This window comes from Desulfolithobacter dissulfuricans (assembly GCF_025998535.1).
In the GTDB taxonomy this organism is placed as follows: Bacteria; Desulfobacterota; Desulfobulbia; order Desulfobulbales; family Desulfobulbaceae; genus Desulfolithobacter; species Desulfolithobacter dissulfuricans.
In genome coordinates, this window is record NZ_AP024233.1 from 3,295,189 (window position 1) to 3,322,171 (window position 26,983).

The following is a 26,983-nucleotide window of genomic DNA, read 5'->3' on the forward strand; positions in this document are numbered from 1 at the left end:
AAGTCATGATTGAAAACTTTGACATGTCAATGGTGAACTGGGCCAGGGCCCAGTTTGCCCTGACAGCCATGTACCACTGGATTTTTGTGCCGCTGACCCTGGGTATCACCTGGATCATCGCTTTTTACGAGACCCTGTATGTCAAGACCGGCAACGAACACTGGAAACACATCACCAAATTCTGGGCCAAGCTCTTCGGTATCAACTTCGCCATCGGTGTGGCCACAGGTATCATCATGGAGTTCGAGTTCGGAACCAACTGGTCTAACTACTCCTGGATGGTCGGTGATATCTTCGGCGCCCCGCTGGCCATCGAAGGCATCATCGCCTTTTTCCTGGAGGCCACGTTCTTTGCCGTGATGTTTTTTGGCTGGAACAGGGTTTCCAAGCGTTTCCACCTCTTCTCCACCTGGATGGTCGCCCTGGGCTCCAACCTGTCCGCCATGTGGATTCTGGTGGCCAACGGCTGGATGCAGTTCCCCACCGGCATGGCCTTCAATCCGGACACGGCCCGCTTCGAAATGCAGAACATCATGGAGGTCATCCTCTCGCCGGTGGCGGTGTCCAAGTTCACCCACACCACCAGCTCCTCCATGCTGCTGGCCTCTCTGTTCATCATCTCCATCTCTTCCTGGTTTCTGCTCAGGGGCCGCCACATCGAGATGGCCAAACGGTCGATTATCGTGGCCGCGGTTTTTGGCCTGATCACCTCGGCGGTTGTCGGCTTCACCGGGGACGAGGCCGCCTATGAAGACGCCCAGCATCAGCCCATGAAGCTGGCCGCCTTCGAGGGACTGTATAAGGGTGAGAAAAATGCCGGCATCGTTGCCATCGGCATGCTCAACAGCGACAAGAAACCCGGAGATGACCAGAAACCCTTCAACTTCCAGATCCGTATCCCGGCCCTGCTCTCCCTGCTGGCCAACCGCTCACCGGGCAGCTTTGTCCCCGGCATAGACGATCTGGTCTACGGCAACGAGGAATACAACATCATGGGCGCGGGCGAGAAGATCGAGCGTGGCAAGATAGCGCTCTCGGCCCTGGATACCTATAAGAAGGCTAAAAAGGAAGGGAACGGGGACATGGCGGCCGCCGCCCTGGCCTCCTTTAACGAGAACCAGGAATACATGGGCTACGGCTTCCTGGAAAAACCCGAAGATATCGTGCCGCCGGTGGCGACCACGTTCTACAGCTTCCATATTATGGTGGCTCTGGGGACGCTGTTTCCGCTGGTCTGCCTGGCCTTCCTCTACTTCACCATGAAGGACCAGCTCCTTAACAAAAGATGGTTGCTGGCCGCAGGCGTACCCATGTTCTTCCTGGCCATGATCGCCTCCCAGGCCGGCTGGGTTGTTGCCGAGGTCGGCCGTCAGCCCTGGGCCATCCAGGGGCTGCTGCCGGTTTCGGTCGCGCGCTCCAACCTGACCGCCGGCACAGTACAGACCACATTTTTCATGTTCGCGATCCTGTTCACCATCCTGCTCTTTGCCGAGGTGCGGATCATGACCAAACAGATTTCCATTGGACCGGAGGGCGAGTAAAATGATCGGAAGCCTTGATACAACGACACTGCAGCATCTCTGGTGGCTGCTCTGCTCCGTGGTTGGAGCCCTGTTCATCTTTCTCACCTTTGTCCAGGGTGGGCAGACCCTGCTCTGGCAGGTGGCCAAGAGCGACCTGGAAAAATCCCTGGTCATCAATTCCCTCGGCCGCAAGTGGGAACTGACCTTCACCACCCTGGTCCTGTTCGGCGGGGCGCTGTTCGCCGCCTTTCCCAAGTTCTACGCCACCTCGTTTGGCGGCGCCTACTGGGTATGGGTGCTTATCCTGTTCACCTTCATCGTCCAGGCGGTGAGCTACGAGTACCGCAAAAAGGAAAACAACCTGCTGGGTGAAAAGGTCTACGAGCTGTTCCTGTTTATTAACGGCTCGGTGGGCATCCTCCTGATCGGGGCGGCAGTCGGCACCTTTTTCACCGGCTCCAACTTTGTCCTCAGTGGCTACAATTTTGTCACCTGGACCCATCCGCTGCGCGGCCTGGAGGCGGCCTTTTCGCTCTTCAACCTGTCGCTCGGGCTCTTCCTGGTGTTCAATGCCCGGACGATTGGCTCCATGTATCTGATCAACAATATCGATTTTAGCGCCACCCCGGAACTGGAGACCCGGCTGCGCAACGCCTGCTGGACAAGTTTTCTCTGTTCCCTGCCCTTCCTGGGTTATGTCCTGGTCAGCCTGCTGCTGATGAAAGGATACACCGTTGACGGGAATGGCGTGGTCTCCATGGTATCGCGCAAATATCTGGCCAATCTGCTGGCCAATCCCTGGCTGCTGGGACTTTTGGCCGCAGGTCTTGTGCTGGTGATTTCAGGTGTACTGTCCACCGCCAAAACCAGCAAAACCGGTGGCATCTGGATGGGTGGCCTTGGTACGGTTCTGGTGGGGCTCACAGTCCTCCTGCTGCCGGCCTATAACAACACCCCGTTCTATCCGTCCAAGGCGGATCTGCAGTCGAGCCTGACCATCGCCAACGCCTCGTCGAGCCATTACACCCTGACCGCCATGACCTACGTGGCCATCGCGATTCCCTTTGTCCTGGCCTACGTGGCCTACGTGTGGTGGGCCATGGACCGGACCAAGCTGACCGCCGACGAGGTACAGAGCGAGGCCTACTGATCTTTTTTCAATATCCCGGTGCCGGCGCTGACGGCTGGCACCGGCTGCATTCCACAGGAGGAACACCATGGAAACTTTTCTGCTTCTTCTCTGGGTCGCCATGATCGGCGTATCCTACAAAGCCGCGGTCATAGCACTGGACAAGGCGAACCTATTATAGAATAATATCTTCAAGTCTGCCGGGCGGTTTTCTTCCTGCTTCTCCTTCCGCCCGGCAGCCCTTGCTGCACACTTATCCTATCCACCTTATCCCCGGGGTCCGACCATGACCGACCAGGCAACGCTGAAACTTCTCTTTCTCGGCTCGAACGTAAAAATCTGGAACCTGCCCGTCAAGGAGGTCAGCCTTCTGGAAGAGGGCAGCCTGCCCGCCTACGGATACAATCCCGGCGATGACATCGACCTTCTGGCCGGTAAGGTCAGTATCGAGAACGGACGTCTGGAGCAGTGCCTGACCTGGCTCAGCTCCTACCTGGCCAGCTCCGAGCTCACGCCCAGGCTCAACACCCTGACGTACGGGAAGGAAAAGCACGTCTACCAGATCTTCCGCAAGCATTCTTCCGGGGCGGTGGACAAGCCGGATCACGGCTGGTACATGATCAACCAGATCCTTCCTTCCGAGGGTCGTGGGGTCCAGAACGACTCCTTTGTGGTCAACGGCAACAACCTGGATATCATCGCCGGCAACAACGGTATTCTGCTTATCGACGACTCCGGGGTTCCGCCCCAGGTCTGCGAGGATATCGTCGAACTCAACCCCGGCATGTGGTGCATCGCCATGGGCATCTCGGTGGCCCACTGGCAGAAATGGGCCACCATCCTCCAGGACCGGTTCACCCTCTTCTGCCGGCTCTCCGACCTGGAAACCACCCGGATGGAGATGGACAGCTCGGTCAACTGGGAAACCATTGTCGCCATGTGCCTGCGGGCCCTGCGCACGCCCGAGGTGGGGTTGTGGGACGAACAGCAGCACCGGTTTCTCTGCCATATTGTGGTGGAGATGTTCCCCCACGGCCTGCTTTACGTCGGCCCGGTCGGCACCTTCTTCCGCTACCGCAAAGGACACCTGCCGGAGAAAAGCGCGCCCCGGCAGCGGGGCTCGGTGCCCTGCTACGATACCATGGTGACCTCCATGCTTTCCATGGACGCCATGCGTTTTGACGGTTTCCAGTTCGGCCGCAACTATTTCTACGACTTTTCCAAGCGGGTCCTGCTCAACTGGCAGGTGCTCAACGAGTGCGGCTACTACTTCAACGACGGGCTGGAGTTCCCCAATCTGGATTTCTCCTCCACCTATCCGGACGGCTCGCCCTGCTCGTTCATCGACAACAGCCCGGATCCCTCCTTTGTCGAACTGCCGAAGTTCTCGGCCGACTTCGACTCCACCCTGGAACTGGTCTCGAGCCAGGTGTGGAACGAGGACAAGAAAAAGGCCCTGCGCTCCTTTTTCCGCCACCGGCGTTACTCACCGTCCGGCATCTACCAGACGACCAGTTACGACTACATGGACGTGATCGTCTCGGTGCTCCACTGCCTCAAGGAGGAGGTCAACCGGGGCCGCGGCTTCAACGACCTGCCCATCTTCCAGGTCGGCCACCTGCGGACCACGGACCCGGCCGAGATCGACCCGGTAATCACCCTCCACAACGTCATGGACTCCTATGTCTCCAAGGACCGGGTTCTGCGGCCGCTGTGCATCGGAGTGTTCGGCCCTCCCGGTTCGGGCAAATCCTTTGCCGTCAAACAGGTGGCCAACGTGATCTCCAAGAATTTCGAAGGCAACCCCTTTGATTTCTTTGAGTTCAACCTGACCCAGTTCGCCAGTCCGGACGAAATCAACTCGGCCATCGATCCCATCCGGGCCTCGGTGGCCCAGGGCAAAGTCCCCATCGCCTTCTGGGATGAATTCGACTGCCGCTACGATGACTACGAGTTCGGCTACCTGCGCTACTTCCTGCCCTCCATGCAGGATGGCGTCACCTACGTCCACGGTATTCCCTACCACATCGGCAGGGCAATCTTTGTCTTTGCCGGTGGAGTCAAGGCCAGCTGGGCCGGAATGGAGGAACTGCTCACCCCGGAGGACCCGAAAGCGCTGCAACTGGCAAAGACCCTCAAGATTCCCGACTTCATGAGTCGGCTGCGGGTTGTACTGGATATTGATGGCATTGAAATTCCGGACGAACTGCTGCGGGATTCTGCCTCGGAAGAGGAACTGGAAGAGCTGCGCCGCATCCTGCTCAAGCGGGCCTTCATCATTGCCCACCAGATGCAGACCCACTGGCGGACCGCGGCCCGCAAGACCTCGGGCTTGCTCCTGCGGCTGCTGCTGGCCCGCTACAAGTTCGGAGCCCGTTCCATCGAGGCGGTCATCGAGGCCAGTCGGGCCGCGGACCGGCTTGTCTACGGCCTGCCCGAACTGATCGCGCCATCGGCCGCGCGCATCCATGCCGAGTGGCGCATCGAGCTGGAACGGCGCATCGACCAGATCAGAAAGAGCAAGGGGCTGCGGGCGGTCTGGTAAACCCGGGGTCGGGCACAGAACGGCTCAACGGCAAATTACCTGTTTTTGTTTTTCTGCCGCAGTTTTTCCAGAGCCCGGCCCACGGTCGGGGCCTGGTCGATGAACCGCTGCAGTTTTTCGCAGATATAGTCGGGACACAGGGCGCAGTGATCCAGGTCCCGGTCCCGGCAGCAGGCCCGGACCGGACACTGGCCGCAGAAGGAAAATTTGACCCCTTCCTCCTTGCAGCCCGTGCAGTTTATATCGTCTACCGTCAGCTCACACTGGTAGCGGACAGACCATTTCGCCGCGATCTCCGCCCGGGTCTTTTCGTCATCATCCCTGGTTGCCCGGTAGGTCTCGCACCGGCTGCAGTCCAGTCCACAATAGGCAATCATCCCCCACCTCCCCGTTTTTTGTTATCAGCGAATCTCTGCACCATCCGGTCCTGCTTTCTCCCGCCACTCACGGCAGAGGCAGCGAATCGGGAAGAAAATCCGCCAGGACACCGTTACCCACCACCACCTTTTTCAGCTCATCCAGGACCCGGGCAAACCGCAGCTGCTCCTCGGGTGGGACCAGAAATCCCGGCAGGGGCCGGTTGGGAACACTCCTGTCCCGGTGGTCGGTGAGCAGGTCGAGCATGTTGCCGCTGACCCCGTCCCGATCCAGGTGCTCGATAACCTGATAGAGGGCCAGGTTGAAGGTGAAGAGAAAGGGCGGCATCACCGCTTCCCCCTGTCCGACACACCGTTCCAGGGAGACCATGGCCCGGCAGGCAAAGGGTCGGTGGTCATACACCGTGCAGTGCCCGCTCCGGTCCAGCAAAGGGCAGCTTCCCTCTCCGTGTTCCCCGGTCTCCACAGGTGCATCGCGGCGCAGAAAACAGGCTTCGGCCAGTTCATTGGTGGTCAGGTGGGGCCGAAAATGTGGCCTGTCGGCGGCCCGGCCCAGTCGTTTGCCCAGTTCCGGCTCCTGAAGCGCTTCTGCCCGGCGCAGGTAGTCGCCCTCCAGGCTGGTCATGGTCACGTTGACCGAACAGCATGTTGCGCAGCCACCGGTGCAGACCAGCCCGAAACGGGCCGTCAGGGAATCGTGAAACCGGTATACCGCTTCAAGGGCATCGATATTGTTCATGGAAATCCTCATGCTGTGAATTCAAGACAAAAATAGAGCCCGAGGCCGAGAAAAAAGGCCAGGTACCCCAGACCCAGAAACTGCAGGGTAAACTGAAAGGGCTGGCCTGTCGACCTGTGGTTTGTGTAGAGCCGCCAGGCGATGAGATTGGCCAGCGAACCGACCAGACTGCCGAAGCCACCCACCGAAGAGCCCCACAGCAGAGCCTGCCAGTGGGGTGTGAACTTGGCAAAGAGCAGGGTGGCCGGCACGTTGCTGACCATCTGGCTGGCCAGGGCCGAGAGGAGAAAGACATGGTCGGTATGCTCCAGAGTGGGAGCGAGGAGTTCTTTCAGGTTCTCGGCCAGGCCGAAAAAACAGAAAAAAGTCACCAGCAGGCCGTAGTCTATCCGCAGGGCCCTTCGATCCCGACAGATCGCATAGAGCGGCACAGCCGCGGTGACCGCCAGGGGCAGGACACGGAGCACCGAGAGCAGGACGAGCACGAGCAGGACCGCGTGAACCACTGATTGCCCGCCAATCCGGATGGCTCCATCCCGTCTTTCCGTGCTGTCCTGGACCCTGACAAGGAAGGCAGCCAGCATGATGAGGAGAAAAAATATGGCGGAAAAAGGGGCGATCGCGGCCACGAATCTGGCCGGAGCGATATGGTAGTACCAGTAGAGAAACAAGTTCTGCGGATTGCCAAACGGGGTGAGCGCGGAACCGGCATTGACCGCCAGGGCCTGGAGGATCACCAGGATATCCTTCCGGTCTGTCCGCAGGGAAAGGGTCAACGGCACCAGGACCACCAGGGCGACATCGTTTGTCACCACCATGGAGAGAAAAAAGGCACCACCGGTGAGCTTGAGGGCCATGTACCTGCCCTGCTCCAGGCGGTGGGCCAGGTAGTCAATCAGGCCGCTGGCCTCAAGGCCCCGGACCGCGACCAGGAGTGTCGCCAGGAGGTAGACGACCTCCAGGTCTGCGCGGGAAAAGGCGGGCAGACCCTTCCGGCAGAGGGAGGTGACCAGCAGGCCGGCCACCGAGGCCAGGAGCAGCCATTCTCCCGTGATATAAGCCGATATTTTCTGCCGGGTTGGAAGCGAAAACATACCTTCCATCGGTAGACAATCCTCCCTGGACTGTCAACCGCGCTGACAAAAAAGCCGGTCTTTTCCCGGCGAAAAATGCCTGGAAAAGACCGGCCCCTGGAGAGAAACCGTGATGAACCCAGCTACTGTTCAGGCAACCACGTTGATGATGTTGCCCCGCCCGTCCTGGGTCGGTCCAGCTGCCTGGGCAGCCTGGGCTGGTTGCTGCCCACCCTGCATCTGCATGCCGGCCTGACTCTGGACGGTCTTCTGGATAAGCTGACCAGCCAGTTCCGTCTGGCGGTTGGCCGATTTCAACACCGAGGACGAAGGCGACGCCTGCTGCCCTTTCTGGGATTGCTGGGACTGGTACATCGCTGTCTGCATACTGCTATTTGCCTGGGATATCTGCATGGCATGACCTCTTTATTGTCTTTGAGAACGATTATCAATATAATATCCATCCAGGCCTGCAAAAGCAAGCAAAAGGCGCAGAAAAAATTCGTGGTGGATTTCTGGCTGGCAACTCGGCGGGAAGACAAAAAAAACGGCAGGGCCCGAAAGCCCTGCCGCAGCGATGGATGGGACGAGGAGGTGTCAGCCATGCATCAGCATCTTTTTCCTGGCCACCGTGGCCAGCGCGGCCAGGCCGGTACCGAAAAGCAGCATGGTGGCCGGCTCGGGTACCGGGGCCGTGCCGTCAATGGCATCGTTGCCGCAGGACATGGTCCAGTGCACATCAACACCCGTAAAGGCGGACAGGCTCAGGGACGAAATATCGAAGGAGACGATCCGGTAATAGGAATCTGCCGCCGAGTCGTAGCCGGCCGAAGTGGAGCCGGTGGTGACCAGGTTGCCCTCCTCCATGGCAAAGGGAGCGGACTCGGCAAAATAGATGTCGTTATTCCACTCGGTAACCTCGTAGAGACCACTGTCGTCAGTGGTTCCGAGTGTACCGTAATAAGAATCCGTGTACAGTCCAAAGTCGAAGGCATACTCGTAATTGCTCGGGTCACCGTCAAAGGAGAGGGCCAGATCACCGCTGTAATACCACTTGCCACCGTGCCGGACACGGCCGTCCTCAACGTCGAAGCCGGTCTGCAACCCGATGGAGAGCGTGTCCCCCTCCAGACTGTAAAACAGGTACTCGGCATCAAAATCCTGTCCACCCCAGCCTGGATCGACAAACCCGTTGTTCCCTACGCCGTCGTCATCGGCGATCATGATCCAGGCCGGATCGGCGCTGAACACATCCAGCGGTGCAGCCATTACCTGCCCGGCAACCAGGAGCACTGCTGCGAGAACCATGGAACAGGACAGCAATTTGATGGAAGCTTTCATAGGTACCCTCACAGGGCTGGCGGCGACCGCCTACCCGCGCACGGTGTTCTTCTAAAAAACTCAACTTGACCTGCCCTTTATAAGCATGAATCATGCCATGTGCTATTATCTAAAATTACCACGCATAAACAATAACTTACACCATGCACTTTTACGCGGGAATCTGGCCGGAGACAAAATGACCACTTTCTCGGAAAAATTTCAATCTAGTCCGTAAAACTGGAAAACCATCAGTTCCAGAGGACTAAAAAGATCGGGTAGGGGGAGAAAGAGGGGGGTACTGGAGGGAAATAGCGACAAAACCAGGCTGAAATCCGGTTTTTTATCGTCAACTTTTCCGGAAACACAGAAAAACAGGCTCGGTAACCAACGGGGTTCGGGACGTCTCCAGAATGGTGACCGGGCCTCGGCAGAAAACGTTACCGCAACTCAAGACCGGCCAGGATCCGATCCAGCGCGTCGCGCACAGCGGAAAACCGGATCCGCTCCTGCTCCAGACGCACGGCCCTGCCCAGACGGTCTTCACGCAGTTCCAGGTAGAGGGCGTGCTCGGGATCGGTCAGATGGTCCAGGTCACGGAGGCATCGCTTGCCTTCCTCTTCCTGCCCCCAGAGTGGCCGGTGGGCCAGCAGGGTTGGCATCCGCCTGGTATTTCTTCCTGCACCAGCATCCACCCGTGCCGGCCGGCATATGCGGTTTCCAGGCCCGCTGCACGGTCAGGGTGCAGGCGCCGAAATCTTCCTCCACCAGGCCCTCCAGGACAAGTGGGCCGCCATCCAGCAGCAGGCCTCGATAGCGCCGGAAGACCCGGGGGAAAAAGGTACATTCCACCACCCCGGTTTCGTCATCAAAACTGAGAAACTCCATGGCTTCACCGGTCCTGGTGGAGATGATCTTACCGCTGATGCACCAGCCCAGGTACCGTACCCGCCGGCCGGCATGGTGTTCCAGGTCCCTGGCCAGGATGGTGCGCAGCCTGCTCCGTATCGTATCATACAGGGTGACCGGATGGCGCTCGCAGAGAAAACCAAGAACCCGGAACTCGGCCCGCAACCGCTCAAGCGACGAGGGCTGGGGCAGGACCGGCGGCCGGACACGGACCGGGAACAGGGTCTGGCCGTTTTTGCGCTTATGGTGCCAGGCAGCGGCCATCCAGAGCAGTTCCGGACGGCCGACCTCTTCCAGGCTGTCCAGGGCCCCACTGTGGACCAGGGCCCGGATCTCGTCCTCGTCCGGCCGGACCCGGTGGAGGAAGTCGAGCATGGAGGCAAAAGGCCGCCCGGCCAGGATCCGCTCCCCGGTCTCCCGGCCAAGTCCCCGCACGGCCATGAGCCCCACCCGCAGATGTTGCGCCGTTCCCTGCCACTGCCAGTCGCTTTGCTGCACGTCAGGCCGCAGTATGCGCAGCCCCAGGCGCATGGCCTCGCCCACGTAGGCCAGGGTGGAATAGTAGCCGCCCTGGTTGCTGATCACCGCAGCCATGAACGGGGCCGGATGATGGGCCTTGAGCCAGGCGGCCTGGAAGGAAACCCGGGCATAGCTGGCCGAGTGGGGCTTGCAGAAAGAGTATCCCTCGAAACTGCGCATCATCTCCCATATTTTCCCGGCTGTATCCGGATCGATCCCGCACCGGGCAGTGCAGCCAAAGAACCTGTCCTGGAAGATCTCCAGGGTTTTCTGATTGTCCTTCTTGGCCATGATCTTGCGCAGCCGGTCCGCCTCCTCATGGGTAAAACCGAGCCGGACCGCCACCCGGGAAACATCCTCCTGGTAGGCCATGATCCCGTAGGTCTCGTCCAGCACCCCGGCCAGCAGCGGATGAAGATGCTTCCAGGAACCACCGTGCAGACGGCGCAGATACTCGCGGATCAGGGTATTGGCCGCCGGTCGGATAATGGAGGAGTGGAGTACGAGATGCTCGAAATCACCCCGGCCGGAACGTTGCTGGAGAAGCCTCATGGCCGGACTCTCGATATAGAAACAGCCCATGGTCCCGCCCCGGGCCAGCATCCGGCGGGTAACGGGATCCTCCTCCGGGCGCCACGGGCGGGGAACAGCGCTCCCCGGCACCCGGGCCAGGGCGTCGCGGATCACCCCCAGGCTGCGGTTGCCCAGCAGATCGATCTTGACCAGGCCCGCCGCCTCCACCCCGTCCTTGTCCCACTGGACAATGGGTATCCCCCGACCACTGGATTGCACCGGCACATAGCCGCACAGGGGCCTGGGGGTAATCACCACCCCGCCAGGGTGCACGGAAATATGGCGGGGCCTGCCCACGAGTTGCCGGGCCAGGGAGAGCACTTCGGGCCAGGGCGCTTCCAGGGTATCCCGATCTTCCGGTGACCGGTGATCAGCCTCCAGCTCCAGGTGGTGGGCCATGGTCTTGATCTCGGCCGCGGGCAGCCCCATGACCCGGCACACCTCCCGCAGGGCCATGCGGGGTCGGAAACCGATCACCGAACAGACCATGGCGGCCCGGTCCCCGTACCGGTCCAGGACCTGGCGCAGGACCTGGTCCCGTTCGTCCCAGGCAAAATCGATATCGATATCCGGGGCGTCCCGGCGGCCGGGATTGAGAAACCGCTCAAAGTAGAGGTTATGGGTAATGGGACAGACATTGGTGATCTCCAGGCAATAGGCCACCAGCGAGGCTGCCCCCGAACCGCGGCCGCAGGTGCGGGAAACCGGCCTGACGATGTCGCGCACCACCAGGAAGTAACTGCAAAAACCCATCTGGTGGATCACTGCGAGTTCATGGTCCAGCCGCCGGCGTACCTTTTCCGGCAGGGGATGGCCGTAGCGTTTCCTGGCTCCGGCCAGGGCGGCGCGGCGCAGGGTGGCCGCGGCCTGGCTCGCGGTGTGGTTCCGGTACGGCGGCAGCACCAGGCCGGACTCCGGCCCCTGAAAACCGCTGCACTCTTCGGCCAACTCCCGGGCCGCCTTCAGTGTCTCGGGCCAGGGGGCAAAACGGCGGGCAAAAAGCCCGGGATCCGGCAGAAAACGATTGGCGGGAACATGATCCCGAACCTGGTCCAGGCGACAGCGGCCGGCCACAGCGCGCAGGAGCCGGTGCAGTCCATGATCGGACGGTCTGATAAACCAGCTGTCCTGCAGGGCCACGGCCGGACAACCCAACTGGCGGGCCCGGCTTCGCAACCGGTAATTATGACCATCCGGCGCCCCGGTCAGGGCCGCGGCCACCCGGTGACCATCCCGGTGCAGATCCGCCAGCCGGTCCGGGTCCTCGACCAGCAGAACCAGGCCGCTGGTATCCCCGGGCACCATTGCCCGGTCAGCAGCCCCACGATGCCACCGGGTCAGCAGAAAACAGAGGTTCCGGTAGCCGGTGGCCGAGGTCACGAAAAAAAAGAGCCGCCCTGGCCGCCGGCCCGTTTCCGCTCCGATAATCGGGGCAAGACCTGTCTCCCGGCAGGAGGCGACCAGGTCCCACAGGCCGTGCAGGTTACCGCTGTCGGTCAGGGCCAGGTGGGTGTACCCCAGACTTGCCGCGGCCCGGCAGAACCGGGCGGGTGAACCAGTGCCGGCGAGCAGAGAAAAATGTGAGTGCATACCCAGGGCTGGAACTATCACTTGGCAAGCAGGGAGCCGCGGACCAGCTTGGCGCGGCCAAAACGTTTATGAATCGTGTCCAGGGCCGTACTGAGGGCATGGTTGCGCTGCTGGCGCTGGTTGACCAGTCCGAAAAGTGAAAGCTGGTGGACCGGGGTGCGCAACCGGTCGCAGACGAGAGCCAGGGAACGGATGCGCAGCCGACGGCGCCAGGCCCGGTGAAGAAGAAGCTCCGCCTGCAGGAACAGGGACCGGTTGTCGGACAGGATGGTGCGGAAGGAGGCCTGGCGGCGGGTAGAGATCCCATCGCTGTAGGTGAGCACCAGGCTCATCCGGCAGCAGCCCAGTCCCTGCTGCCGCAGCCGGTAGCCGACCTCCTCCACCAGCAGGGCCAGGCCACACCGGACCTCGTCTTCCCTGTTGCTGTCCGGAGTGAAAAGGTGGGAGGTACGCACCACACCCCGGGACCGGGTCCGGGGCTGGACCGGGGTGTGGTCGATCCCGCGCACGGCCTGAAAAAGAAACCGCTCCCGGCCCGGACAGATCACGGCCAGCTCGGCCGGGGAAAGAGCGGCCACCTGGCCGGCCCGCACAAGATTATACTCGCGCAGCCGCTCGCGCAGCCGACGGCCGAGCCCCGGCAGCAACTCCAGGGACAGCGGGGCCAGGAGTTGCTGTTCCCGGCCGGACTCGACCAGGAACTCGCCCTCGGGCTTGACAAGGCGGCTGGCCACCTTGGCCACCAGTTTATTGGGGGCCAGGGTCCAGATGGGCTCCAGGCCGAGTTCCCCTCGCACCTGGCGCCGCAACCGTAAGGCCACGTCCCGGGCAGGACCGTGCAGACGCCGGGTACCGGAGAGATCAAGGTAGAGATGTCCATCGCCGGGCGCCTGTTCCACCAGCGGCGTCAAGGGCCGGGCCAGCTTGAGCAGGTGCAGCATGGCCTTTCCATACCGTTCCGGCCGTGGCGGCAGGATCACCGCCCCGGGGCAGAGACGCCGGGCCCGCCACAGGGGCATACCCTTGCGTACCCCCTCCCGGTAGGCCTCATCGCTCATGTCATAGACCAGGCTGCGCGCCACCGGCAGACCGATGATCACCGGCCGGTGGCGCAGACTGGAATCGCAGAGCCGTTCCACGGCTGTGGCGAAATCAGCAATGTTGAGATGGAGAACAGTGCGTTGCATGAGCAAATGTAAAGATATAACTTTACATTTGTCAATAAGAAGGGCCAAAAAAAAGAGGGTGCCCGGAACCATCCCCGGAACAGAGGTACCACCGTATGGAACGGTGTGATCCCCTGTCGAGCACACCCATGTTCCGGGTAAAGGCGATGGGATCCAAGGGATCACATCGCGGGAGAGAAGGAGGAATGGTCAGCGGGTTTCAAAACCCTCCGGGCCGCGGTGGATACCGATGACCTTGCCCTGAATGAGCACCTCGCCAAGCTGGCAGCGCAGGGGCTGGTAGGCCGGGTTTTCCGGCCTGAGTTCGATATGATCGCCATGGTACCAGAATCGTTTGACCGTGGCCTCCTCGTTGTCAACCAGGGCCACCACTATCTCACCGTTTTCGGCAAACTGGCGCGGCTCGCAGATGGCCAGGTCGCCGTCCAGGATCCCGGCATCCCGCATGGAATCGCCCTGGATCCGCAGGGCAAAGAGGTTGTCGCCGCGGTAGATACGGGGGTCCACCACCAGGTAGCCGTCCCATTCCTGCTGGGCATACAGCGGCAGACCGGCGGCGATCCGGCCGATGACAGGCACCTTCCGGCCCGTACCGGAGAGTTCCCCGACCGGCTCCACCAGGCTGATGGCCCGGCTGGACTGGCCGCGGCGGCGGATATAGCCCTTTTCCTCCAGGACCCGCAAGCCATTGGAAACCGCAGTATGGCTGATCCCCAGCGCCTCACCGGCCTGACGCAGGGTGGGCGGTATCCCGGTTTCCCGGATGGTCCGGCGCAGATATTCAAGCAGCTGCTGCTGTCTGGAAGAAAGGATTGAATCCGGCATCATGTATTCCCCTGGAAAGAAGAGATATCCATATGGTGCCCCAGCAGATGACAAATGTCAAGCTGACAGGACCCGGAAAAACGGCCCGGTACATAATTTTCCTAGTCCGGCGATGACGCTCCCCCCTTTTCCCGGTACTGCTGGGCAACGATATTGTGACGCCGCATGATCTTCTGCAGGGCGGCCCGGGTCAGGCCGGACATCTCGGCGGCCCGGGAAACATTGCCACCGGTTTTCTCCAGCAGCTCGGTGACATACTTGACAGTGAAGGTGTTGATAGTCTTGTCCTTGGCCACCTTGTACTGCTCCACCTCCCGGGGGGAATGGCGGCCCCGGACCCGTCTCTCCTGCTCCGGTCTCCGCAGATACCGGGCATCGATGATCTCGTGGGGACAGAAAAGGACCGCGCCCCGGATCACGTTCTGCAGTTCCCGGACATTACCCGGCCATTCCCTGTCCACCAGCTCCTCGACCGCTTCCAGGGAAAACTGTTTTTCCGGCAGCTCCAGCTCGCTGCAGACCTTTCTGGTAAAATGATCGACGAGCAGGGGAATATCTTCCCGGATCTCGGCCAGGGAGGGCGTGTGCAGGGTGACCACGTTGAGCCGGTAGAAAAGATCTTCCCGAAACGATCGTTCCCGGATCTTCTTCTCCAGATCACGGTTAGTCGAGGCGATGATCCGCACATCGACAGACCGGGTCCTGGTGCTGCCCACCGGCTTGACCTCATGCTCCTGGAGAACGCGCAGCAGCTTGGTCTGGACCGCCACCGGCACGTCTCCGATCTCATCGAGGCACAGGGTGGATTTATCAGCCTCGACAAAGAGCCCCTTCTGGTCCCGGTCCGCTCCGGTAAAGGCCCCGCGCGTGTGACCGAACAGCTCGCTTTCCAGGAGATGCTCGGGAATGGCCGGACAGTTTACCATCAGAAGAGGCCGGTTGCGCCGCTTGCTGAGACTGTGGATGGCCCGGGCGGTCAGTTCCTTGCCGGTACCGGATTCCCCGCGGATCAGGACCGTATAATCGGTCCGGGCTGTAGTCCTGATTGCATGATAAAGCTGCTGCATGGGCTTGGATTCACCGACAAAATCGGCAAAGGGCGCCGTTTCCCGGACCCGCTGGCGCAGGTTGGCGTTTTCCCGCACCAGCAGGTTATGCTCCAACCCCTTGCGGACCGTGCGGAACAGCCCTGCCTTGTCAAAGGGCTTGGTGATGAAATCATAGGCCCCGGCCTTGATGGCCTCGACCGCGGTTTCGATACTGCCATAGCCGGTCATCATGATCACGGTTATGCATCTGTCCGCCCGCTGCAGCTTTTCCAGCATCTCGAAGCCGTTCATTTCAGGCATCTGGATATCGAGCAGGACCAGGTCGATGGACTTGGAGGCCACCAGGTCCAGGGCCTCCACGGTGTCCACGCGGGTGAAGATCGAAAGCCCGGGAAATTCCCGACCAAGCATCCGTTTCAACCCCTGGAGGAGGTCCGGCTGATCATCCACTATCAAAATGTTCTGCAATACCAAATCGTTTTCCATAAACTCTCTCGTACCTTACCGTCCATCGTTGGCTCAGCGTGCCCCGGAAGGCTGCACCGGCAGGATAATGGTGAAACGGGTCCACTTGCCCGGTTTTGATTCCACCTGAATATCGCCGTCGTGGTCCCGGACGATCCCGTAGCTGACCGACAACCCCAGCCCGGTGCCGCCGCTCTGGGACTTGGTGGTGAAAAAAGGATCAAATATTTTGTCCACCACCTCCCGGTCGATGCCGCGGCCATTGTCCTCCACCGTGACCACCAGCCGGTTATCCTCAGCCTCATAACGGCTCACCACCAGGATGACGCCCTCATCGTCAATGGCGTGGGCCGCGTTCATCAACAGGTTCAGGAAGACCTGTTTCATCTTGTCAAGATCAAGAAAGATATCGGGCAGCTCATCCTCGAGATGGAGGGTCAGGCGGATTTTCTGCTTGAGAAACTGCTGCCGCACCAGGGCCACCACCTCTTCGATGGCCCGGTTGATGGAGCCGTGGCGCTTGTCGGTCTTCTGGCTCCGGGAGAAGTTCAGCAGGTCGGTGACAATCCGCTGGCAGGACCGGGCGTGTTTCTCGATAACCCGGATGTCCTCGAGGACAGATGGATCAAGGTCCTCGTTGTCTTCGAGCAGGTTGTCGGTGTAACAGAGGATGATCCCCAGGGGATTGTTGATCTCATGGGCAACGCCTGCGGCCAGCTGGCCGAGGGAAACCAGTTTTTCCGTCTGCTGGATTCGCTGCTCCACCTGCTTTTTCTCCGTGATGTCCTTGGCATAGCAGACCACGTTACGGACCTCGCCCCGGTCGGAGAACAGAGGGTAAAAATTGACCTCATAGATGTGGCCGTCCCGGCCGTCAATCTGTTCCACCACCGGCGTCTCGGGCAGCTGGGCAAGCGGGGTTCTGCAGGCGGTGAAGGGACAGGGGTTCTTCAGGGGCAGCTCGATGAGGGAGCGGTTGAGAATCTCTTCCAGATGCAGCCCGTGCCGGTCGAGAAAGGCCTTGTTGACCATCTTTATCCGGTACTCGGCATCGAGCAGGATCACCACGTCGGTGATCCCGTCGAATACCGACTGGAGCAGTTCCTTGCTCTCGACGAGCCGGGCAATATTCTGCAGGCTCTCGATGGTGATGCCGATCTGGTGGCCGATGGAGAAGAGCAGTTCCTGAAGCTGGACATCCACCTCCTCCAGGTCGCGGCCGACAAAGGTCATGACGCCCAGGACCTGGGACCGGCAGCAGAGCGGGACATTGAAGTTGTTCACCAGCACAGCCTCCTCCCCGGTCAGACTGAGGCGGCTGCAGGCCGCCTCCTGGATAAACCGGTCAAAATCAAGCATCTTCTCGTCCAGAAAGGGAAGGCAGACCAGGGGATCAAAGGGGATGGTCTCATCAAGAATCTCAGCCCGTTCCCGGCACTGGAGGACCAGCCTGGCCCGCTGCCGGTCAAGCAGATAGATTCCCGCCCCTTCGGCCGGGATGACCTTGAGGGCCTGCTGCAGTACCTTGGGCAGAATATCGGCCAGATGAACAGACTGGGTAATCAGCTCGCTGATGGTATTCAGGGTCCGCAGCTCCTGGCCGCGGGTGATCACCTTTTCCCGCAGGCTCTGTTCCGAGCGCCGCAGGGCCAGGGTCCGTTCCTCCACCTTTTTCTCCAGATTCTTGGCATAATCCTCGAGCTGGTGCCGGGTCGTACGGAGATGGCGGGCCACCGCCTGGACCGAGGCCGCCAGTTCGCCGAACTCGTCTTTTGTCCGGGCCTGCTCATAGAGCTGGACGCCGTATTCGTCGCGCAGGTTGTCGCGGAAGATCTCCAGCAGGCCGCGCAGGTCGCGGATAATGAGTTTATTGAAGAAAAACCAGACAATACCGTAGAGGAGAAAAACGGAAATAAAGGTTGTGCAGAAAACCTTCCAGGCCACCTCCATGATGGGCACCAGGCCCACGTCCACCGGCACCCCGACACTGACCACCCCGCTGACCACGTCCAGCCGACGGCCAAAACCACGCTCATTGCCATACAGATCGACAACAGCCTGCGGTGCATCGTCGGGATCTCCGTGGCAACGGAAACACGGCGGGGTAAAGCGCACCGGCCGGAAACGCATGTACATGTGCCGGCTCCCTGATTTTACAATCCCGTGCCAGTCGTCTTCCTCGGGATGTTCGGCAAAGTAGTTGATCTTTGCCAGCTCAAGATCATTGGCCTCGAATTTCGGATTGCGGGCATTGATGGCCACCCGCCGGTAGGCAAAGGAGGGCAGTTTGTCCTGGAAACGATCCATCACCACCCTGCCGATGTACGAGGTGGACATGGCCTCGAGAACAAACGTTTCATCACCGAGCACCTCATACATCTTCGGCCGGAGTACCTCCCGCACATACCCCCTGGTTGACTCCACGGCCGCCATGATCAGTTCTGTCTTCTGATAGACATCCTCTTCAAGCAGTTTCTTTTCGTGCAGGTAGAGAAAGGCGGTCACCACGATACAGAAGCAGATGAAGATACAGGCCAGCCCGAGCATAAACCTCGACTGCAGGCCGATGGAGGAGTTGCTGATGCCGGAAGAAAGGGTGTGGTTCTGTTCCATGATTGTCTTTCCTTTTCACTTCATATCGCGGACAGGCCGGGAAAGAAAACGATGGCTGCCTCCCGGCGTACACACTGCATCCACGCGGAGGCACCTGGCCGTTGTTGCCTGGTACAGCCCTGGCAGAGGGCTGACTGCATCCTTAAGGAAGCACCATATCGTGTTTTTGCGCCACAACTTTCCCTGCCAGCAGACAAAAAACCTGGAAAACATAAACTAACTACCTGTGATTTCATAATTATCTTCCAAAAAACCAGGGCAAGTAACTTTTGGGCCCTGAAATTGCTTTAAAAAGATTCCAGCTGGAACCGCCGCTTAAAAAGATATTTTTTCAACAAGATAGAAGGAGACCGTTATGGACAGACCACGCCAGAGTACAATCATCCTGCTCCTGCTGGGCATCATCACCGCCCTTCTTCTCATCGCCAGAACGGATCTCATGGTCCCGGTGATGCGGTTTATCCTGGACACTGACCAGGGAACCCCGCTGCAGCTCATCGCCACCACGGTGGCAGGCATCCTCGGCCTCTGGCTGATCTATCTGCTCCTCGACATGGTGGGCAGCTATTACTCGCATAAGCTCGATTCCCTACATTCAACCGAAAAGTCAGTACAAGGAGGTGACCGACCCTGAGACAGACAATGCATTTTTCAGACCATGGAGCAGCGGCCCGGCCGCAAGACAACCATTGATACCCCCCTGAAAAATCCATCCGGCAGCATGGGGTTACCGGGTGATTTTTCGATAAACGCAAAAGGAGAGAAATTATGGCCCAGACACAGGACAATAAGCCGCTGTTCATAATCAGCGGCCTCATGATACTCTACGCGATGCTCGCCAGCAGCGGCATCCTGCATCCACTGATGAAATATCTGCACACCGCCAAGACAGCGGATCTCCAGGTTACCATGGGCTTCATAGCCGGTGGCATCGGCATCCTGGGTGCCATTGTCAACTCGGTGCGCAAACCCGGCAACACCATCCTTGACCGATTTGTCCTCCAGCCCCTGCCCGGTATTCTTCTCATCCTGGTGATGGCCATGGCCATCCGCTGGTATCTGGAGCCGGTGGTCAAGCTGATCAGCCATAGCCTGCAGCCGGTCCTCGGTTTTAAAATCTACAAAGTCCTCAACCTGAACTATGTTATTCTCGGTCTGCTGGCCGGTGTCATCCTGACCAACACCTACGGCATTCCCAAGTTCGCCCAGGCCGGGGTCAAATGCGCCCGGTTCGTCCTCAAGATGGGCGTTATCATGCTCGGCGCCCGGTACAGCTTTGCCGAGCTGGCCAAGCTTGGCACCTACAGCATCTTTCTGGTCGGCACCTTTGTCCTTGGCACGGTCTTTTTTGTTCTCTGGCTGGGCAACATATTCAAACAGCCCAAGACCATGACCGGTGTCCTCTCCGCGGGCATGGGAGTCTGCGGTGTTTCGGCAACGGTAGCGGTGGCGCCGGTAGTCAAGGCCAAGAGTGAAGAGATGGCCTATACCATCGGAACCATCCTCTCCTTCGGTATCATCTGCATGTTCGTTTTCCCCACCATCGGCCACCTGGCCGGCATGAACGCGGTCCAGTTCGGGGCCTGGGCCGGAACCGGTATCCTGAACTCGGCCCAGGTCGCGGCCGCGGCCCTGGCATTCAACGCGGTGGATATCAAAACCCTGAAAGTAGCGGAAATCTTCAACATCACCCGTATCCTCTTCCTGCCGATCATCGTTCTGGTGCTGGCCACCTGGTTTGGCAAGGAAAGCGGCAAGAAACTGACCTTCAAGGAAGTGGTTATCGACAAGTTCCCGATTTTTATCCTCGGCTTCCTGCTGCTGTTTGCCATGTCCTCCATGGGTCTCTTTTCACCCCCGACCCACTACAAGGGTAAATTCATCGATTTCAGCTATAATGAAAGGACCCAGGTGACGGAAAAGGAATGGGAAACCCTGAAAAAGGCCGTGGAGACAGGTGCGATCCAGGGATTGACTCCCGAGCAGATGGAAGCGGTCAAGGACCTTGTCGCCCAGCGGCAGATCGCCGGTAACTATGAAAACCGTAACGACAAAAAGCTGTTTTACAAGCAGGGTGAGCAGCGGATGTTCCAGCTTGAATCCGTGGTTGCTGCGGCCAAGGCCAAAGCCATCGAGATGCCATCCGAGGTGACCTCGGCAATCAAACATGCTGTCAAGCAGGTTCATAAGAAATCAAAAACCGTCACCACCCTGACCGACTGCATGATCTGGTTCTTTGCCTTCGGCCTGATCGGGCTTGGTATGCAGATCACGAAAAAGGCCATCTTCCAGGCCGGTGGCTGGCCCCTGGTCATAGGTGTTATTTCCGGCATCACCAAGGCGAGCCTGTCCTTCCTGGTTGTCCTTTGGCTGGTAAAAGATGTGGTGCTCAAATAGCGGATCGGCACCAGCAAGCGATGAAAGCAAAGCCCGGAATGTGGAGCCCTGGCTCCCTGTTCCGGTATATTTTCCGGAGGTAATACAATGAGTGATGATAAACTGAAAATAGAGACCGGTGACGCCGGTAAAGGAGAGACTGAAATCGCCCGGGAGGCCAACACGGACGAGCTCGAAGAGCGTGCCCTTTCTGTTTTCTCCAGTGAGCGAAATGAGGATCTCACGGCCCTTATCCTGTCACTGATTACCACCTTTCTGGTCCTGCTTTTCACCAAGTGGATGTAAGCTGGCTCCAGAATTATCACAAACAACACCCCCTCCGGCATTTCCGTGCCGGAAGGGGTGTTTTCTCCCGCGCCTGCCAGCGCGGATAACCTCAGATACTCTTTTAGATATGTTTACCTCTCTTCTTCTCTGCACCCATGGAACAGACGGCGCCAGACGGGCCGAACAACTTGTCTTTACCGAGCTGTGCACCCGGAATCCTGAACTGCAGGTCACGGTCCTGACCATCATCGACCAGGACTGGCAGTCCATGACCGGCGATGACTGGCTCAACTCCAGCAAGACCCACACCACCTTCCTGGACCACGTGGAAAAACAGATGCAGGAGGAAAATGAAGAAGACTGGCAGCGAATCAGGGAACAATACCCTGCCGCCGCCAGGGCGGTCTTTGCCGGCGTGGTTGGACCCATCGAACAGACCATTGCCGATGAGGCCAGGAAAAGAAACTGCGATCTGATTGTCATCGGCCCTTACCGGGAGAGCCGGAGACTGTTCAACCTGGCTATGGAAAAAGGGCTGAGGTCCCGAATCGATGCGCCCGGTCTGCACAAGATACTGCCCTGCCCGATGCTGGTTGCTCCGCCACTTCCCGGACCTGCGAGCTGACATGGAACGTATTTATGACCTGTACCTGCCGGTTTCGGCCGCAGACCTCGATATCAGCAGGATTCTCGATGAAGAGAAACTTCTCCATCTCCACCCCCACTGGTTTGTCGAGGAAACTGATCCGCGGGACATCGGGTTGTTTGCAATCCTGCGCGACTATGCCACCGACCAGTTCTTCTCCCTGGAACTGCGCCTGGACCTGTCGTCGGTCCCGGCACCGGACGATCCCGGGGATTGCCGGCTGATCATGCGGATCTTTCTTTTTGATTATCATGTCGAGGAACTGCTCTTCTTCGCCGACCGGGAAAAATCGCGGGTTCGGGTCCGCTTTGTCGCCGATCGGGTCAGTGACGAGGAGGAACAGGATATCCTCCTGTGGATACGAGCGATTCAGGAATACCTCAGGCTCTATACCGCCACCACGCCGCGGACGCTGTTCTTCCGTCTGCTCATGAACAGGATGGTCCTGCAGATGAACCCGTCCCAGCGCAAGATCTGCCTGATGCTGACCAAGATCACGATCATTGAACTTCTTGTTATCCTGGTCCTCGTTTTGGGGTATGCTTATTTCATACGCTAAGGAGGAGCCGTCGGAAACGGTTCCTCTCCCGGAACCCCTGACCAGCTGATTTCATCCCTCTGCCCCGGACCGGAAACCAAACCCGGTATGCTGACAGAGGCTGCCCTGCTGCGGAAATCCCACGTCAGAGTCCTGCCAACGAGGTGGAAGGCGCCCTGACCCATCAATACCAAGCCTCACCACGTTCAGTCGCCACCACCAACAGTCTGCCAATATCCTGGTTCAAGAGTGCGCCATCATGTCCACCCTCCAGATCGGTGATACCCTCGACACCTTCGCCATCGACAGGATTGTCCATGGCGGGGCCATGGCCCGTATCTACAGGGCCGTGGACCTGCTCACTGACCAGAGAGTGGTCCTCAAGATCCCCCTGGGCGATATCTTCAACCATCCCATGCGGTTCTACCATTACCAGAACGAGGAACGAATCGGCCGTTTCCTCGATCATCCAGGTGTCGTCCGCTTCCTGTACCGGAAACGATCTCGGCCCTATATCATCCAGGAATACGTGGAAGGACAGGAACTCCGGACCCTGGTCGGTCCCGGACGGACCATCCCCCTGGAGCGGGCCTGCAGCCTGGTGGGCCAACTCGCCCGGACCCTTGCCTATCTCCACGACCAGGGTATCTGCCATCTCGATCTCAAGCCGGAAAACATCATCATAACCAGCCAGGGAACCACCCGGCTGCTTGATTTCGGCCTGGCGACCAGGAGAGGCATGGAGGACCTGCTGGGCGAAGATTTCCCGGTCCCCCACGGAACGCCCTACTATATCGCCCCGGAACAGCTGCAGAAAAGGCAATACGTGGAGGCAAGCGACCTCTACAGTCTGGGGGTGATACTCTATGAAATGCTCACCGGCCACCTGCCCTTTCCCAGGTCCGGAAAACTCTCCATCACCCGCTGGCGCCTCAAGGTGCGGCCGGTGCCGCCACGCTGTCATGCCCCGGACCTCCCGCCCCAGCTCCAGGAAATCATCCTCACCTGTCTTGAGCGGGACATCACGGCCCGTTTTGGGAGCGGTCTGGAGCTGGCCCGGGCCCTGGATCATTGGCGGAATGCTCCTGTAACCGAGCTCGGCACGAGAACCCGTAATCCGTGGCAATGGGTCGCCTTTCTTCTTCCCTCACCACCGCCACTGGCACAAGCGGATCCAGCAGACCACCTCAGCGATGGAAAGAAGTGCTACCACGTGCTCGGAGCGGTGATCAACGACAACGCCGCCGAACCGGTGGTCGAGGAAGTGCGGCACCAGGCCCTGCTCAACCACGGCCGGGCCACACTGCTCTTTGTCATCGAGGATGAGGGGGACGACCAGTTCCTCAAATACCGCCGGCAAATAGAAGGCGAACAGTTTCGCCAGCGCCTGGAAACCTTTATTCAGCGCTTTCGTCATTATAACCTGGATCCCACCATCCGCCTGGTACGCGGCCATGTCGTGGAAACCATCCTTGAAATTGCCGACAAAATTCAGGCTGAGCTGATCGTTCTCGGTCCGCCCCGCCGACCCGATTCTCTTTTCAGTCAATCGGTGGTCGATGCGGTCACGGCCGGCAGCCATGCTCCGGTCCTGATCGCTCATCCGCTCGATAACGACGAGATCTGGAAACTGGTCGAGCGTCCGCCCCACGACCTGAGCGGCCGCCAGGTGCTGGCCCTGGATCTTTTTCTGATCGACTGCTGGTTCGATCACGTGGCCTGGATCGGGGACCTGGCTCTGGCCCTGGTACGGAAAAATGCTCCGCCCCCGGATCCGGGGGCACACCATTGCTGTATCCAGGAGTGGCTTGAGCTTCTCCGTTCCTCCCCCGGCTGGCAGGAGGTGGGCGAACTCCTGGAGCCGATCCACACCGAGATACACGCTATTGGCGAAGACATGCGGACCCGTGCCGGAGAGGATGAGGCCTTGAAATCTCTCTATCTCCACCGGGCCCTGCCCTGTGCCTGCCGATTTCGCGAACAGCTCCAGAAGGTCAGTAGACTTGTCCGCAACCTGTCCGGCCAGCGACAGCTGGAGCAGCTGACCACCCTGTCGGCGACCTGCTGCCCGGTGTATGCCACCACCATGCCCTTCGGTGGACCGCTGCTCCAACTCCACACCATCAGGCAATACATGGAAAATCATCCCGGACCATCGACATCCGGTACCAGTGGAAGATCCAACTGATGCGTCTGGCCGTATTTGCCGATATCCATGCCAACCTGGAGGCACTGGTGGCGGTACTCGATGATGCCGCCGGACGCCACGTACATCGCTATTTCTGTCTCGGGGACATCGTCGGCTACGGACCAGACCCCAACGGGTGCATCGAGCTTGTCCGCTCCCTGCCCCGGGCCAACTGCCTCGCCGGCAACCACGATGCCGCCGTCACCTGGCGATACTCGCCCTACAATATGAACAGGAAGGCCACCGAGGCCATCTTCTGGACCATGGACCAGCTGACGAAAAAGCACAGCGATTTTCTCGAAGACCTGCCTCTGATCCTGCCCATGGGCGACATGCTCTTTGCCCATGCCAACCCCTATAACCCGGGGGCCTATCGCTATGTTCTCAGCAGCAAGTACGCCCTCCGTTCCTTCCGGGCTACCCGGGCACGGCTCCTCTTTGTCTCCCACACCCATCGGCCGATGATCATCACCAGGAAAAACTTTTTTCAGGTCGAATTTTTCGAGCCACAAGGGGAGATCACCTGCAGTCTCAACCCGGAAAAACGCCATATCATCAACTGCGGCTCTGTCGGCCAGCCCCGCGACCGGGACCCAAGGGCCTGTTACTGCATTCTCGACACCAGAAAAAACACCTTGGAATTTCGCAGAGTTGAATATGATATCGGCCAAACAGCGAAAAAAATACAACGCATCGACGGCCTCTCCGACACCCTGGTCCAGCGGCTGCTCCAGGGGAAATGACCGGCGGCTGCTCCCGCACCAGACCCCATCTCTGATCGGGACCCGTCACCGGAACAGACAGGGAAAGAAACCATGATCAAGTACGTGAATGATATGAACCTGCGCACCAAATTCCTGCTCTGGTCGGCGCTGCTCCTTGTCGGCTTTGGCCTCCTGGCCTCCACCCTCTACTACCTTCACCTCAAATCCATCCTGGTCCGGGACGCACTCGACACTTCGGAGGTGATTCTCCTGGAAGTGGAATCCATTCGCGAATACGTACGGGACGTGCTGCGGCCGACCATATCCCGCCGCGAACCTCCGGATACCTTTATCATCGAGGCCATGTCATCCACCTTTGTCAGCCTCAACATCATGCGCCGCTTCGGAACCAAAATGGAGGGCTACAGCTTTCGCCGGGCCGCCCTCAATCCACTCAATCCCGACAACCGGGCCGATGACTTTGAAGAGGAAATGTTCTCCTGGTTCGAAGAGGATCCCTCACGGACCCTGTGGCGCGGCATCGTGGTGCGAAACGGCCAGCTCTCTTTTGTGACCATAATCCCCGACTACATGGAAAAAAGCTGCCTGCGCTGCCACGGCGATGCCTCCCGGGCCCCGGCCGAGGTGGTCCGCCGGTACGGCACTGCGGGCGGTTTTCGCTTCAAGGAGGGGGACCTGGCCGGTATCAATTCCGTGTCCATCCCGGTGGCCGAGGCCTTTGCCCGGATCAGGCGCAACTCCATCATCGTCTTTGTCGTCATCCAGGCAGGCGCCGCCCTGCTCCTGTTTCTCTTCAGCGTCCTCTTCAACAACCTGGTCATCAGACGGCTCACCCATGTGAACCACGCCCTGGTGGCAAAGAAAACCTCCAGGCAGCCGAACCAGGATGAGCTGGATATATTGCGGCAATCGGTAACCTCCCTGTCCCGGTATGTCCGGGCTGCCCGCAAGGGAGCCGGCCTGCAGCCGAATTTCATCGACTCCTGGTCCATCGGACCGCCGATAACCGGCGGCACCCTTTCCTGGATCTACCAGGGACGGGACCTGGCCGTAAACAGAGACATATCGCTGAAGATCGGCCTGAGCGAAGTCCTGGCCAATCCCCTGTACGAGACCTGCCTGCGGACCGAGCTCAGGATATTTGCCAGCTTCCACCATGAATGCGTGCCGGAGATCATCGCAACACGCGAGGATATGCTGGTCATGGAGCCGCTACCGCAAATGGATCTGGCCGAATGGATAGAATCGACCCGAAACCACACCCTGGGCAGGAAAACCATCCTGGCCAGGCTCTGCGACCTGGTGGCCACCATGCACACTGCCGGCATAGTCCACCATGATCTGCGGCCGGAAATCTTTCTCGTCGGGGACACGGAGAAGGAGATAAAAATCATCGACATGGGACTGGCCTCCTGGCGCGAAATCCCCGATGTCATCCTCTCCTCGGGTCTCGGCCCCCAGGGAGACTTTGCTTCCATGGCCCCGGAACAGCTCCGGGGTGAGCGGTCCAATCCGCTTAGCGATATCTATGCACTTGGAGTACTTCTCTACCGGATGGTCACCAGAACCATGCCGTTTGCAGCCCGTCCTTCAGGCCCCAGGGGTTGGCTCCAGGCCAAAAAAGAGGTGGTGCCCCCCTCTGCCCGTGGTGCGGACATCACCCCGGAGCTGGAACAGATCATTCTCAGGGCCATGGCCTGGGAACCGGCGAAACGGTATCAGTGGATCGAAGACCTGTGGGAGGACCTGAAAAGAGCCCTGTAATCCACACGCTCAAGGACGGGAT

The 26,983-nt window shown here is 59.5% G+C and carries 22 protein-coding genes; 11 read left to right on the plus strand and 11 right to left on the minus strand.

Features of this window, described 5'->3' with window-relative positions:
• Positions 1-5: 5 nt before the first annotated feature.
• The 3 genes from GF1_RS14780 to GF1_RS14790 all read left to right on the plus strand — a co-directional run bounded on the left by GF1_RS14780 (position 6) and on the right by GF1_RS14790 (position 5,197).
• Positions 6-1,541 carry a cytochrome ubiquinol oxidase subunit I gene (locus GF1_RS14780; RefSeq protein WP_267927322.1) on the plus strand — a complete coding sequence of 512 codons (1,536 nt, stop codon included), beginning with the start codon at positions 6-8 and terminating at the stop codon, positions 1,539-1,541.
• 1 nt (position 1,542) lies between these two features.
• Entirely contained in the window at positions 1,543-2,673 is a 1,131-nt protein-coding gene (gene cydB / locus GF1_RS14785) for a cytochrome d ubiquinol oxidase subunit II (RefSeq protein ID WP_267927323.1), read from the plus strand.
• 265 nt (positions 2,674-2,938) lie between these two features.
• Complete coding sequence (locus GF1_RS14790; RefSeq protein WP_267927324.1) at positions 2,939-5,197, plus strand: AAA family ATPase; 2,259 nt, start codon at positions 2,939-2,941, stop codon at positions 5,195-5,197.
• A 35-nt stretch (positions 5,198-5,232) separates the two neighbouring features.
• Here the strand turns inward: GF1_RS14790 and GF1_RS14795 are convergent, their stop codons facing one another.
• The 11 genes from GF1_RS14795 to GF1_RS14845 all read right to left on the minus strand — a co-directional run bounded on the left by GF1_RS14795 (position 5,233) and on the right by GF1_RS14845 (position 18,436).
• The gene (locus GF1_RS14795; protein WP_267927326.1) at positions 5,233-5,574 is read right to left on the minus strand and encodes a DUF3795 domain-containing protein; all 342 of its coding nucleotides are present in this window, start codon (positions 5,572-5,574) and stop codon (positions 5,233-5,235) included.
• A 67-nt stretch (positions 5,575-5,641) separates the two neighbouring features.
• The gene (locus GF1_RS14800) at positions 5,642-6,313 is read right to left on the minus strand and encodes a YkgJ family cysteine cluster protein (protein WP_267927327.1); all 672 of its coding nucleotides are present in this window, start codon (positions 6,311-6,313) and stop codon (positions 5,642-5,644) included.
• Positions 6,314-6,321: 8 nt separating this feature from the next.
• On the minus strand, positions 6,322-7,407 hold the full coding sequence (locus GF1_RS14805; protein WP_267927328.1) for an SLC13 family permease: 1,086 nt from the start codon (positions 7,405-7,407) through the stop codon (positions 6,322-6,324).
• Between the two features lie 129 nt (positions 7,408-7,536).
• A complete protein-coding gene (locus GF1_RS14810) occupies positions 7,537-7,773 on the minus strand; it encodes a hypothetical protein (RefSeq protein WP_267927329.1) in 237 nt (78 codons plus the stop codon).
• Between the two features lie 210 nt (positions 7,774-7,983).
• Positions 7,984-8,727 (minus strand): PEP-CTERM sorting domain-containing protein, encoded by a 744-nt coding sequence (locus GF1_RS14815; protein WP_267927330.1) that lies wholly within the window; start codon positions 8,725-8,727, stop codon positions 7,984-7,986.
• A 419-nt stretch (positions 8,728-9,146) separates the two neighbouring features.
• Complete coding sequence (locus tag GF1_RS14820) at positions 9,147-9,368, minus strand: Wadjet anti-phage system protein JetD domain-containing protein (protein WP_267927331.1); 222 nt, start codon at positions 9,366-9,368, stop codon at positions 9,147-9,149.
• Positions 9,301-12,297, minus strand: coding sequence for a DNA polymerase III subunit alpha (locus tag GF1_RS14825; RefSeq protein WP_267927332.1), 2,997 nt, complete (start codon positions 12,295-12,297; stop codon positions 9,301-9,303). Before GF1_RS14825 ends, GF1_RS14820 begins: the two co-directional genes overlap by 68 nt.
• 17 nt (positions 12,298-12,314) lie before the next feature.
• Positions 12,315-13,484 (minus strand): DNA polymerase Y family protein, encoded by a 1,170-nt coding sequence (locus tag GF1_RS14830; protein WP_267927333.1) that lies wholly within the window; start codon positions 13,482-13,484, stop codon positions 12,315-12,317.
• A gap of 189 nt (positions 13,485-13,673) precedes the next feature.
• Complete coding sequence (gene lexA, locus GF1_RS14835; protein ID WP_267927334.1) at positions 13,674-14,312, minus strand: transcriptional repressor LexA; 639 nt, start codon at positions 14,310-14,312, stop codon at positions 13,674-13,676.
• Positions 14,313-14,410: 98 nt separating this feature from the next.
• The gene (locus GF1_RS14840) at positions 14,411-15,844 is read right to left on the minus strand and encodes a sigma-54-dependent transcriptional regulator (RefSeq protein ID WP_267927335.1); all 1,434 of its coding nucleotides are present in this window, start codon (positions 15,842-15,844) and stop codon (positions 14,411-14,413) included.
• Positions 15,845-15,877: 33 nt separating this feature from the next.
• The gene (locus tag GF1_RS14845; RefSeq protein ID WP_267927336.1) at positions 15,878-18,436 is read right to left on the minus strand and encodes a c-type heme family protein; all 2,559 of its coding nucleotides are present in this window, start codon (positions 18,434-18,436) and stop codon (positions 15,878-15,880) included.
• 355 nt (positions 18,437-18,791) lie between these two features.
• On the opposite strand from GF1_RS14845, the gene GF1_RS14850 reads away from it, so the two are divergent.
• From GF1_RS14850 to GF1_RS14885, 8 genes are all read left to right on the plus strand, one after another.
• The gene (locus tag GF1_RS14850) at positions 18,792-19,070 is read left to right on the plus strand and encodes a hypothetical protein (protein ID WP_267927337.1); all 279 of its coding nucleotides are present in this window, start codon (positions 18,792-18,794) and stop codon (positions 19,068-19,070) included.
• Positions 19,071-19,204: 134 nt separating this feature from the next.
• Positions 19,205-20,833 (plus strand): YeiH family protein, encoded by a 1,629-nt coding sequence (locus GF1_RS14855; RefSeq protein ID WP_267927338.1) that lies wholly within the window; start codon positions 19,205-19,207, stop codon positions 20,831-20,833.
• A gap of 87 nt (positions 20,834-20,920) precedes the next feature.
• Positions 20,921-21,118: a hypothetical protein gene (locus GF1_RS14860; protein ID WP_267927339.1), complete on the plus strand. Its 198-nt coding sequence runs from the start codon at positions 20,921-20,923 to the stop codon at positions 21,116-21,118.
• A gap of 109 nt (positions 21,119-21,227) precedes the next feature.
• Positions 21,228-21,725 (plus strand): universal stress protein, encoded by a 498-nt coding sequence (locus GF1_RS14865; RefSeq protein WP_267927340.1) that lies wholly within the window; start codon positions 21,228-21,230, stop codon positions 21,723-21,725.
• A 1-nt stretch (position 21,726) separates the two neighbouring features.
• A complete protein-coding gene (locus tag GF1_RS14870; RefSeq protein ID WP_267927341.1) occupies positions 21,727-22,305 on the plus strand; it encodes a hypothetical protein in 579 nt (192 codons plus the stop codon).
• Positions 22,306-22,543: 238 nt separating this feature from the next.
• Positions 22,544-24,472, plus strand: coding sequence for a serine/threonine protein kinase (locus GF1_RS14875; RefSeq protein ID WP_267927342.1), 1,929 nt, complete (start codon positions 22,544-22,546; stop codon positions 24,470-24,472).
• On the plus strand, positions 24,472-25,215 hold the full coding sequence (locus GF1_RS14880) for a metallophosphoesterase family protein (protein WP_267927343.1): 744 nt from the start codon (positions 24,472-24,474) through the stop codon (positions 25,213-25,215). Before GF1_RS14875 ends, GF1_RS14880 begins: the two co-directional genes overlap by 1 nt.
• A gap of 72 nt (positions 25,216-25,287) precedes the next feature.
• Positions 25,288-26,961: a c-type heme family protein gene (locus tag GF1_RS14885; RefSeq protein WP_267927344.1), complete on the plus strand. Its 1,674-nt coding sequence runs from the start codon at positions 25,288-25,290 to the stop codon at positions 26,959-26,961.
• Positions 26,962-26,983: the final 22 nt, after the last annotated feature.